Consider the following 11919-nt stretch of genomic DNA (forward strand, 5'->3'; position numbering starts at 1 on the left):
GGCTCACCCAACCTCCACGTGAGGCGCTGTCTCGATGCGGCACGCGATCCCGCGCGTGTCGGCCGACCCACTCGCGGGATCCCAGCGTCCCGAATAGCTCAAGGCGGCATTGATATTGACATCGCGTGCCCCGAAATGCGGTGCCGGTGCCTCCGGCAGCCACCAGCCGACGCCCGTCGTCAAGACGCCGGTCATGGTGTCGGTGGTAAGCTTGGCCTTGAGACGGCAGGAACCGGATGCGCCCGGTGTTAACACCGTGATCCAGCTTCCCTCGGCGACGCCGTATCGTTCAGCCGTGTCCGGGTGAATGTAGACGACCGGATCCGGCGATACCTTCCGCGCCCACGCCTGTTCGCGGAAACGCGAATGATGATAGGTCTTCTCGCGCAGGCCGGTCTGCAGCACGAGCGGAAATGCGTCGTTCACCGCGACGCGGTCGAGCACATAGCTCGGTGGCACATGAGCAGGAAGCGGGTCGAGACCGACGCTCGCCATGCTCTCGGAGTAGAGCTCGACCTTTCCTGTTGGGCCGACGAATGGCTTTTCCTCGAAATTGCCGAGTCGATAGGGAAAGGTGGCGAACCCGTCGCGCCTGAGATCGTCGAGCGAGATGCCGCTGCCCTCCAGCAGATAGGTGTTGAATTCGGTTTGTTCGGCCCAAGGGATGAAACGAGCCTCCGCGGCGCCGCGGGGCGCCAATCGCTCGATCAGCCCAAGTGCGATCTCAAGATCGGATTTGACGTCACCGTCCCGCTCTGCGCCGGGGCGCGTATAGGTCACGCAGGGAGCGCCCTGATGGATATGGACCTGCTCTTCCTCGATCGTTGTCGTCTTTGGAAGAACGAGGTCGGCCCAGGCGGCGGTCGGCGTCATGGTCTGTGCCGCAACCACGAAAACGTCGAGGTTTTTGAGCGCCTCGATCGTCCGTGGCGTATCGGGATAGGTCACCGCGATATTGACGCCGCTCGCAAACAGCGCACGCACGGGATAAGGGCGCCCCGTCAGCATCGCATCGATCACGGATGGGTTGTGGCACGCCATCTGATAGCCGAGCGGACCCGACCACAGCGGAAACTCCTTGGCGCCGATTCGCTCGGCCTCAACATCCGGCGACAGCCGAAATGCCGGATCGAACAAGACATCGAAATAGGTCTTGAAGCCGGGCGGCTTCTTGCCGCGACGGTTACCGCCGATCCGGTCGACGTTACCGCTGATGCCGACCAGGCAGTTGTAGGCGCGAAACGTCTGCACGCCGTTGGAGGAAGCATCGATGCCGTGGCCGCTGACAAAGCACGACGGTCCCTCGCCGTACATACGCGCCGCCGCGATGATATCGGCGGCCGCCACGCCAGAATGTTCCTCCGCCCACGCCGGCTTGCAGGAGCAAACGCGCTGCGCCAGTTCTTCGAAGCCGTGACACCATTTTCGTACGAAGGATCTATCGTACAGGCCCTCATCGATACAGACCTTGATCATGGCCATGGCGACCGCTGTGTCCGTGCCCGGGCGAGGCCGTAGCCATAGATCGGCGATGTCGACCGCGGAGGTGCGGAACGGATCGATCACCAGAATGCGCGCGCCGCGCGTCTTTGCCCGCTTCAGCGCCATCCATTGGATCGGGTCGGCCACGGCAGGGTTGCGCCCCACAATCATGGCGCACGCCGTATGCTCGATATCTTCGCCGCCGGTGATGTCGAGGCCGGTCATCTTCTCGCCGACTGCCCTGCAGCCTCCGCACAGATCCTGGTTAATCATCCAGTTGGGCGAGCCGAGCGCACGCATCAGCAGCGCCATCACCAGTCCGCGGCTGAAGAATGCGCCGCTGACGGCGCCGACGAGCGCGAGCGGTCCATATTCGGTCCTGACCCCTGCGAATCCTTCTGCCATCTGGTCGAGCGCGCTGTCCCAACTCACCGTCTCGAATTTGCCGCTACCGCGAGGTCCCACCCGCCGCAACGGATTTCGCAAGCGGGAGGACTGATATGTCCATTCATGGGCGGCCCGTATTCCCTTGACGCAGAAGGCGCCTTTCGAGGCCGGATGCGCCGGGTTGGGCGCGATCTTGAGGACCTTTCCGTCCTTGACGGTCAGCAGCGATCCGCAGATGGCGCCGCATTCCCAGCAGGTGCTGGGAACAACGCAGGTATTGTTCGCTGCGATTGCAGATGGCCTCTTTTTCTCTAACATCATCATCTGCATCGGATTGCTGTGCCGGATAGGTGAGCCACTCTGTCTATCTAGCTATATTAAATAGCAATATAAGATAGCAAGTTGATTTGATAGCCATTTATGGCCTATTTTGGCAGCAAGCCGCCGAGGAACGCGGCAAATGCCGGCACCGAACCGATATCCGGCGCAGAAAATTGAAAAAGTGGAGAACCGCGATGAATGAGAAAGCAGCCGGGCGCGCAGCGGACATGCTGATCGCTGCGCATCTAGCGAAACGCCAGTTTACGACGTTCGCTCCGCAATGGGGCATACAGACGATCTCCGACGCCTACAACGTCCGGGACCAGTTGGTGGCGAGGCTTCGCCGTGACCATGGCGATGTGGCGGGATACAAAGTCGGGCTGACGTCGGCGCCGATGCAGGAATTCTGCGGCATCGATCATCCGATCACCGGAGTGTTCCTTTCCCGGCGCGTTCATCGATCCGGCGTTAGCGTAAGGCTTTTGGACTATGGCCGCCTGGGCCTGGAGTTCGAAATTGCCATGCGGATCGGAGCGAATATCCCCGACACGGGAGTCCCCCATAGCGCCACGACGATCCGGCCGTACATTGAGAGTATCTGCGCCGGCATCGAGCTGGTTGATGATCGAGCAGCGGAATATACGACGCTGGATGTGCTCTCGCTGCTTGCGGACAATTCCTGGAATGGAGGTGTTGTCCTCTCGGATTTCACCGACACCTGGTCCGATCTGCCGAGCGTTCCCGGAATGGTGCGGAAGGATTCAACGATTATCGGGACAGGACATGGACGCGACGTCCTGGGAAATCCATTCGAGTCGATAGCCTGGCTCGCCAACCATCTGGCATCGCGAAATCAGTGCCTGAAGGCACGCCAGATCGTCATGACGGGGAGCCTGATCAAGACAATCTTTCCAATGGATCGGGCAACCTATCTTTTTGATCTGAACGGAATCGGATCCGTCCACATGAGCGTCTCTTAAACCTTCAGAGAAGCCGTGCGTCCAGGCGACGTAGAACCGAATGAACGCCTCTGAACCCGATGAAAGCCTCGATCGAGCACAAGCGTCACCTTCCTCGGATCGAGCAGCGAAGCTGCAGATTTGATCAAGCCGCGATCAGCGTCACCTGCACCGAACAGCGCGGGGACGCCTGTCGTTCGCCGGTTCAACGTGATGCAATCGATCTTTCTAAAGATGCTAACGGAGTTTCTCGAACTGATCTTCGAGCGCCCGCCGCATCAGGTTGGCGTTGACGCCGCGTTCGTCTATCTCGACCTTGAGCTCGACCATCATATCGTCAACTTTATCCATCTTCGAGATACGACCGAATTTATCTTCGCGCTCGGCTAGTCCCATCGAGCGGGCGACCAAGGTGAGATAGTTTACCAGCTCAAGCCCCCGCACCCCGTCATGTTCGCGTTGAAGGAGGGTCAGCCTTCTATGACAAGAGTGGTATATGGAAACCATGTGAGATGCACCAAGCTGCCTTGCCTCGTTCACCCAGACTTCCATCGTCCTCACATATTCAGCCTCGCCGAAATCCTTGATCCGCGGGACGGTGCAGTGTCGACCGAGCTTTTCAGCCGACGGAGTGTCGACCACTCGCAATCCGGGAATACGGGACAGCAACTCGTGCACTGCCCGGCTTTCCTCTTCCTGCTCTGGAAAGTCGCTATGCCTGTGGATCGCGACGGAAAGCGGAACGGGATTGACGAGGAGATTCTGCGGAACAAACCTTCCCAGGAAGGTCGTTACGTTAAGGCGCCGTTTCGCCGTATCCGTGATCAAGTTTTGATCGTGTCCGCTCAAGTGGTCGTCGCAAGAAGGGCACCAATACAGCAATTGCTCTGGGCCAAACTGATCGAACTTGTCCATTGTTCTCTGAAGCATGTTGTCGGCAACGTCGACCAGACCCGTGGCAGTGTGTACGCTGCCGCAGCAGTGGGACGGACCGCCGAGCAAAACGAAATCCAGACCCATACGTTTAAAGATATCATCCAGCGTTTCCGCCATATGCGCGGTACGCAGAATATTACACCCTAACCAAACCACCAGACGGTGTGAAACGATCTCTTGAGGCAGACTCGTCAACCAGGGGCGTGAAGGATCACTTCTCATGATATCCCCAAGAGCCCGAACATTTCCGAAATACTCGGCAGGAGACTCGCCTGGATTTATAACACTTGCATCATTTACGGATCTCTTATCGTTCATGCATCCCTCCAGCGTTTTCCGACTAATGTTCTCAACGGACCTCACCTTTTGGTGTATGTATGTAACATAGCTATAATACATTGCAATTTGATAATCTAATATCTTTGTGCACGGACGCAATCCGGTCGGAACGGGGCTAAAGACCTGCCGATAGCTACTGGAAGAGGTCAGCCAGGGTTGAATGATTTTGAAAGGCTGTTGACTTCAACAGCGTCATCCGCCGTCGATCAACGCTAAAGCCGTAGCGCTAAAGATGACCACCAGCGCGGCAGCCTTGAACGATCTCGGCTCAGCTGCCAGCACTGCAAGGGTTGGGATTACCTTACTGCCTGGCCGAACATCTTGGCCTCCCCAAGCCACTTTTGTCTCTCCTCCACCGCGGAGGGACAACTGCCGGTCAACGAACCGCCCGCCAAAATCGGCTAGGGCACTCGGCTGGAGGTCCGAAGGTCGATGCGGTCTTGGGGCCGTCCTGGAAACGGCGGCGCCGATCGCTACGTCCAAAACGCCTGACGGCGGTGCTGCCCCGCGAGAGGATGATAATGCCGAACGACCTGGTATCCATCACTTCACCCTGCTCTTGGCGAGTTTGCGAGCCAAAGTTCGCCGATGCATTCCGAGCCGGCGCGCCGCCTCTGATATGTTAAAGTCTGTTTCCGCCAAAACCTCGTGGATATGCTCCCACTCAAGATTCTTGATCGTGGTCGGCCGCTTTGTCAGTTCAACCGACGTATCGCCCTCCGCTTTTCGGAAAGCTGCCTCGATATCGTCAGTGTTAGATGGTTTTGCGAGATAGTGGCAAGCCCCGAGCTTGACGGCTTCGACGGCCGTCACGATGCTCGCGAACCCGGTCAACACGACAATTCTCATGTCGGGATCATGCCCATGGAGCAACTTCACGCACTCCAGTCCGTTGCCGCTGGGCAATTTGAGATCGACAACGGCGTAACCAGGTTCAAAATTATCGAGGAGCTGGGCAACATCCTCCGTCCGCTGGCACAGACGGACCTGATAGCCGCGCCGCTCGAACGAGCGGCCAAGGGCCCGAGCGAACGAAGCATCGTCTTCGACGATCAACAGCGAGCGCTCAGTCTCCATCAATGCCTCCAGGCAAAAGTGACGCAAGCGGCAGCGTCAGCGTGACGATTGCCCCTTTGACTGCTGCGTTCCTCGCCGAAATAACACCACCCAGCTTGCGAACAACATTGACGACGAGAAACAATCCCAATCCGCCGCCGGGGCGACCCTTGCTCGACTGATAAGGTTTTCCCAGCGCCGCCAGCATTTCCGCGGTAAATCCCGGGCCTTCATCCCGCACCGTGATGACGAGATCATTGTTGGCACGGCCAACCTCAACCATGACACGGTCCGGCGAAGCTTCGAGCGCATTGTCAAACAGATTGAAAATGGCCTGCTTCAGAACGATATCGGAAACCACCGCCTCGTCATCGCCGAAGGCATTGACATATTCGAAGCGTCGTGGCGAACACGCGGCACGCCATTCGCTAACTAAGTCATCCATGAAGGTTTTGACGGTGGTTTGCAGCGCCCCCTCCCCGCGCACCTCGCCTGACGACAACAGGATGCCGGACACGATCGATTTGCAGCGTTCGACCTGAGCCTGCATTTCGCCAATTTCAAGTTGCAGCTCCGTCGTGTTCTTGAGTTCAGGGATGTGCTGCCAGTCATTCAGAATGACGGAGAGAGTTGCCAGCGGCGTTCCGAGTTCATGCGCCGCGCCCGACGCCAGGAGACCCATTCTTACGATATGGTCCTCCTCCGCTGCCTGCTGCCGGAGCCGCGCCACATGGGCATCGCGCGCCCGCAGGTTACGATTGATGCGACCAATAAACAGCACGAGAAGGACTGCCGATAACAGAAAGCAAACGAACATGCCTTCGATATGCAGGCCGAGAAACTCCTGGCCATGCGGATGTTGGGAGAAGACCGGGTTGTAAACCAGTGTCAGCAGAATAAAGCAGCCGCTGGCCGCAAGGACGAGAATCCAGGTCGACCACGCACTCAGCAACACCGCACCCAACGTGACCTGAAGCAGGTACAGTGAAACGAACGGATTGGCCGCACCTCCGCTGAGATAAAGCTGTACCGTCAGCGCCGTGACATCCAGCAAGAGCGCCAGGAAGAGCTGGGTATTGCTGACATTCTTTTGTCGCCGGTAACGGTCGACGCTGACGATGTTCAACCAGATCAGGCACGCAACGACGGCGGCCATCTGGGTCAGCGGCAGCCTGATTCCGAACCAGAACGTGGCGACCGCGATCGTCACCACCTGACCGACGACGGCCAGCCACCGCAACTGGACGAGCAGCAGCAGATTCCTTTTATCGGTGATGCGGTCGATCGAAATGCGCGAAATCCCTGGATGAACGAATGCGACGGACGATGGACGTCTGATCCGATGTTGCGTCAGATCGCGCGGATCGGCAACAGCAACAGGTCACGCATTCCGCAGCCGGCGTTCGCGCCATTCCGCGTGAACGCACCATGCCGCCAGCATCGCTGCGAGGCCAAACCACGTCACCGCGTAGATAAGGTGATTGTTCGGGAACGCAATCACGGTCAATCCGCCAATCGGAAGCTTCGACCGGTCGCCGGAAGCATCTGCATCGATAAAATATGGCGCGATGTCGCCAAGGCCTCGGCTCGCTGCGATCGCTGCGACGTCTCGCGAATACCAGCGGTCGGCGGCCGGGTCGTTGCGCCTGAGGAACGCGCCCGCTGGCTCGCTGACGCGGAGCAGCCCTGTAACAGTCGCTTCGCCGATCGCTTTGCCAAGGTCCGGCGATGATGCATGGTCTGAGGGAACGAAACCGCGATTGACCAGAATGGTGAAACCCTCGTCGGTCCTGAACGGCGAAAGCACCCAATAACCACCGCCTCGATCGGTCACGGCAAGTGCCAGGGCCGGCGGGACGTCGAGGAAATGCCCTCTCGCCGTCACATGCCGATAGGCATCCGCGGCGGCGTTGATGCGCGGCCAAGACTCCAGTCCGGGAGCCGGAACCGGCGCGGCATGCACCCGCCGCTCGACGCGCGCGATCAGGTCCAGCTTCCAGATCCGCCGTTCAAGCTGCCAGATTCCGAGCCCGACAAGGATTACGACGCCGAGGCAGGCAAAGACGGCAAAGACGGCGCGGGAGCGAAGCGAACGCGATCCTAAGCTGTCGTCGGCATCCTTGAACGGAACGGACGTTGATTTGGTGCCAGCGCCGCCGCGAAAGCCGTCAACCGCAACTGTCACGGCATCTGACTCATGCCGGGATCAAGCATCATGTTCGCATTGAGGTGATACATCACCCAAAGCGAGCCGGACAGCGTGATTCCCACCAAAACCAGAGTGAACAGCAGCGCCATCAAGATCCAGCCGTTCTCAGAACGCGCATTCATGTGCAGGAAAGCGATCATGTGCACGACAATCTGCACCGCCGCCAGGGCCATGATGATCAGGGCAGTCGCCTGCTTCGAGGGCAGCGCGCCGCCCATCACCAGCCAGAACGGAACGGCCGTCAGCAGGACAGACAGGAAAAAGCCGGTCAGGTAGCCCCGCAGAGATCCGTGCGCAGGCTCGTCGCCATGGTGGCTGTCGGCGGCATGTGCATCGGCGTTCATCGTAGAAATCCCATCAGATAGACGAACGTAAAGACGCCGATCCAGATCACGTCGAGGAAGTGCCAGAACAGGCTGAGGCACATCAGCCGCCGGCGATTCGCCGCGATCAGGCCGTGCCGCCCGACCTGCACCATCAGCGTCGTCATCCAGATCAGCCCGAAGGTCACATGCAGGCCGTGCGTTCCGACCAGCGTGAAGAATGAGGAGAGAAAGGCGCTGCGCTGCGGGCCGGCCCCCTCATGGATCAGATGGGAAAATTCGTTGAGCTCGATCGACACGAAGGCGATGCCGGATATTGCGGTGATGGCCAACCATGCTTGCGTAGCTCCGACGCGGCCCCTCTCCATCGTCAACATGGCAAAGCCATAGGTGATCGATGACAACAACAGCATCGCTGTATTGACTGCGACCGTAGGAAGATCGAACAAATCTTTCGGCGACGGTCCGGCCGCGTAGTTTCCGCCCAGCACCCCATAGGCCGCGAACAACATCGCGAAGATGAGGCAATCGCTCATTAGGTAGAGCCAGAACCCGAGCATCGTGCTGCCGCCTTCGGCGTGATGCTCGTCTTCTACGTGGAATATCCGCGATTGCCCGCCGCCCGATGCGGCGATCGTCGTCATCGTGTCGGTTGCACTCATCGTCAGGCCTGCGCTGTGAGACGACGTGTCCGCTCACCCTCGGTCTGCACCACGTCCTCTTTCGGGAAATAGAAATCGCGATCGTAGTTGAAGGTGTGCGCGATGGCCGTGGCCACGAGAGCAGCGAAGCTCAGCGCCGCGAGCCACCACATGTACCAGACCATTGCGAAGCCAAAGACCATGCTGATCGCGGCCAGGACCACGCCGGCGCCGGTGTTGCTCGGCATGTGAATCGGCTTGAACCCTTCCAGCGGGCGACGATAGCCGTGCGTCTTCATATCCCACCACGCGTCGAGCTCGTGCACCACCGGGGTGAAGGCAAAGTTGTAAGGGGGCGGCGGCGACGACGTCGACCACTCAAGCGTCCGGCCGTTCCAGAGGTCTCCAGTCAGGTCGCGCAAGGCTTCGCGGTTGCGGATGCTGACATAGAGCTGAACCAGAAAGCTGAGGATGCCGAGGAAGATCAGGATCGCCCCGAATGCTGCGATGAGAGTCCAGATCTGTAGCGACGGATCGTCGAAATGCCGTAGCCGCCGCGTGACTCCCATGAAGCCGAGCACGTAGAGCGGCATGAAGGCAAAGTAGAAGCCCGATACCCAGAACCAGAACGACATCAATCCCCAGAACCGATCGAGCTTGAAGCCGAACGCTTTGGGAAACCAGTAGCTGATGCCCGCGAACGCACCGAACACGACGCCGCCAATAATGACGTTGTGGAAATGGGCGACCAAAAACAGGCTGTTATGCAGAACGAAATCGGCCGGCGGCACCGCCAGCATCACCCCCGTCATGCCGCCGATCACAAAGGTCAACATGAACGCGATGGTCCACATCATCGGAAGCTCAAAGCGGATTCGGCCGCGATACATCGTGAACAGCCAATTGAAGATCTTGGCCCCTGTCGGGATCGAGATAATCATTGTGGTGATGCCGAAGAACGAGTTCACGCTGGCACCCGAACCCATCGTGAAGAAGTGATGCAGCCAGACAAGATAGGACAGGATGGTGATGCAGAGGGTCGCATAAACCATCGATGTGTAGCCAAACAGACTCTTTCCAGAGAAGGTCGCTGCCACCTCGGAATAGACACCGAACACCGGCAGCACGAGGATGTAGACTTCAGGGTGGCCCCAGATCCAGATGAGGTTCACGTACATCATCGGATTGCCGCCGAAATCGTTGGTGAAGAAGTCGGTGCCGACATAGCGGTCGAGTGACAGCAGCACCAGCACGGCCGTCAGCACCGGAAACGAGGCGACGATCAGGATGTTGGTGCAAAGCGCGGTCCAGGTGAAGACCGGCATCTTCATCATCGTCAAGCCGGGTGCACGAAGCTTGACGATGGTCGCGATCAGATTGATCCCGGACAGGGTCGTTCCGACGCCCGCGATTTGAAGGCCCCAGATGTAATAGTCCATGCCGACATCGGGACTGTAGGCAATCCCCGACAGCGGCGGATAGGCCAGCCATCCGGTACGTGCAAATTCGCCGACGAACAGCGACATCATGACCAGCACCGCGCCGCCTACCGTCATCCAGAAGCTGAAATTGTTCAGAAAGGGAAACGACACGTCGCGCGCGCCGATCTGCAGTGGCACCACATAATTCATCAAGCCGGTCACCAGCGGCATCGCAACGAAAAAGATCATGATCACGCCGTGAGCCGTGAATATCTGATCGTAGTGATGGGCTGGCAGATAGCCCTGCGAATCGCCGAACGCAATTGCCTGCTGCATGCGCATCATCAATGCATCCGCGAATCCCCGCAGCAGCATGACGATGCCGAGCACCATATACATCACGCCGATCCGCTTGTGGTCGACGCTGGTGAACCACTCGCGCCAGAGATAACCCCACAGCTTGAAATAGGTGATGGCGCCGAGCACGACGACGCCGCCGGCGGCAACAACAAGGAAGGTTATGACCAGAATCGGCTCATGGATCGGAAAGGCGTCGAGCGTGAGCCGGCCAAAGACGAGCTTGAGAAAGGGCGATTCGGCAAACATGAGACGATCCGATTCAGGAGCTTGACGACCGATGGTGCGCGATCGGCAGCGCAGCTGGCATGGACGGCAAAGGTGTGAATGAGGGACGTGGCAAGCCGGCGCCGACCAGCCGTGCGGTATCAGGCACAGGCGAAAACGGCGCGTCTGGTTTCGATCCGACCGGGTCTTCAGGCGTGCACAAGCTCGCGACATAGGATGGCGCCGAGCCGAACACTGCGCCGCGACGCGCATACTTATCATATTCGAGCGGCATCAGGTTGGCGAGACCGGTGATGCCGAGACCACCTTTCGCATCAATGGCGCCCATTTCACTCGTGCACATCTTGCTCGGCTCAACGCAGAGTTCGACGATCGCCTTGAACAGCGTCGCGTCCGCGCCCGAATAGCGATGCACCGGCTCGTTCTCGCTTGGACGCTCCAGCTGCAAATAAGCGGCCCGGTCCAGCGGCGTCCCCTGCGTCTTCGCTTCGGCAATCCACGACTTGAAATCAGCGTCATCAAGGCCACGGAAAGTAAAATGCATCCCTGAAAATCCGGCGCCGCTATAATTGGCCGAAAATCCTTCATACACGCCGGGGCTATTGATCACGGCCTTGAGCTGGGTCTGCATCGCAGGCATCGCATAAATCTGGCCGGCGAGTGCGGGAACATAGAAGGAATTCATCACCGAGGAAGACGTGATACGAAACTCGATCGGCTGGTCGACCGGGGCGGCAAGATCATTGACCGTTGCAACACCAAAATCGGGATAAATGAACAGCCATTTCCAATCGAGCGCGACCACTTCGACCCGCAACGGCCGGGTATCCTCAGGCACCGGCTGATCGCTGGTAATCCGGCTCAGCGGCCGGTAGGGATCGAGCAAATGCGTGCTCGCCCAGGTGATGGCGCCGAGGCAGATGATGATCAGCAGCGGCAACGACCAGATCATCAATTCGAGATAGGTCGAATGGTCCCAGTCCGGCTGGTAGACCGCCGTCTTGTTCGACTGGCGATAGCGCCAGGCGAAGACGACCGTTGTAATCATGACGGGAACGATGATCAGCAGCATCAATATGGTGGCTTCGATAAGCAGATCGCGCTGCTGGAGCGCGATATCGCCGGATGGCGAAAGCACCACGGCGTTGCAGCCGCCAAGGAGACCGCAGATGGAGACAAGAGCAACAGTTCGAAGAAGCTTCAAGGCGGGCCTGCCGACAATTCCAAATTCCAGCGGCTTGCAGTAACCTCATCGCTCCG

The 11919-nt window shown here is 58.8% G+C and carries 10 protein-coding genes; 1 reads left to right on the forward strand and 9 read right to left on the reverse strand.

Going from position 1 to position 11919, the window contains the following annotated elements; genetic code table 11:
• Positions 1–3 precede the first annotated feature (3 nt).
• Positions 4–2187 carry a molybdopterin-containing oxidoreductase family protein gene (locus tag BLV09_RS16460; RefSeq protein WP_167558758.1) on the reverse strand — a complete coding sequence of 728 codons (2184 nt, stop codon included), beginning with the start codon at positions 2185–2187 and terminating at the stop codon, positions 4–6.
• A gap of 197 nt (positions 2188–2384) precedes the next feature.
• Here BLV09_RS16460 and BLV09_RS16465 point away from each other — a divergent pair, with 197 nt between their 5' ends.
• Positions 2385–3170, forward strand: a complete 786-nt coding sequence (locus tag BLV09_RS16465; protein ID WP_146688086.1) for a 2-keto-4-pentenoate hydratase — start codon at positions 2385–2387, stop codon at positions 3168–3170.
• Between the two features lie 216 nt (positions 3171–3386).
• Here the strand turns inward: BLV09_RS16465 and BLV09_RS16470 are convergent, their stop codons facing one another.
• The 8 genes from BLV09_RS16470 to cyoA all read right to left on the reverse strand — a co-directional run bounded on the left by BLV09_RS16470 (position 3387) and on the right by cyoA (position 11863).
• Positions 3387–4403: a (Fe-S)-binding protein gene (locus BLV09_RS16470; protein WP_167558759.1), complete on the reverse strand. Its 1017-nt coding sequence runs from the start codon at positions 4401–4403 to the stop codon at positions 3387–3389.
• A gap of 564 nt (positions 4404–4967) precedes the next feature.
• A complete protein-coding gene (locus BLV09_RS16475; RefSeq protein WP_146688088.1) occupies positions 4968–5501 on the reverse strand; it encodes a response regulator transcription factor in 534 nt (177 codons plus the stop codon).
• Positions 5491–6780: an ATP-binding protein gene (locus BLV09_RS16480; protein WP_433994426.1), complete on the reverse strand. Its 1290-nt coding sequence runs from the start codon at positions 6778–6780 to the stop codon at positions 5491–5493. Before BLV09_RS16480 ends, BLV09_RS16475 begins: the two co-directional genes overlap by 11 nt.
• Before the next feature lie 81 nt (positions 6781–6861).
• Positions 6862–7665 (reverse strand): SURF1 family protein, encoded by an 804-nt coding sequence (locus BLV09_RS16485; protein ID WP_146688090.1) that lies wholly within the window; start codon positions 7663–7665, stop codon positions 6862–6864.
• Positions 7662–8033, reverse strand: a complete 372-nt coding sequence (gene cyoD / locus BLV09_RS16490; protein ID WP_100383325.1) for a cytochrome o ubiquinol oxidase subunit IV — start codon at positions 8031–8033, stop codon at positions 7662–7664. Before cyoD ends, BLV09_RS16485 begins: the two co-directional genes overlap by 4 nt.
• Positions 8030–8656, reverse strand: coding sequence for a cytochrome o ubiquinol oxidase subunit III (gene cyoC / locus BLV09_RS16495; RefSeq protein WP_100387075.1), 627 nt, complete (start codon positions 8654–8656; stop codon positions 8030–8032). The genes cyoD and cyoC overlap by 4 nt, the downstream gene beginning before the upstream one ends.
• Before the next feature lie 20 nt (positions 8657–8676).
• The gene (gene cyoB, locus BLV09_RS16500; RefSeq protein ID WP_146688091.1) at positions 8677–10680 is read right to left on the reverse strand and encodes a cytochrome o ubiquinol oxidase subunit I; all 2004 of its coding nucleotides are present in this window, start codon (positions 10678–10680) and stop codon (positions 8677–8679) included.
• A gap of 13 nt (positions 10681–10693) precedes the next feature.
• Complete coding sequence (gene cyoA, locus BLV09_RS16505; RefSeq protein ID WP_146688092.1) at positions 10694–11863, reverse strand: ubiquinol oxidase subunit II; 1170 nt, start codon at positions 11861–11863, stop codon at positions 10694–10696.
• Positions 11864–11919 lie beyond the last annotated feature (56 nt).

The organism is Bradyrhizobium canariense, from assembly GCF_900105125.1.
Taxonomy (GTDB): Bacteria; Pseudomonadota; Alphaproteobacteria; order Rhizobiales; family Xanthobacteraceae; genus Bradyrhizobium; species Bradyrhizobium canariense_A.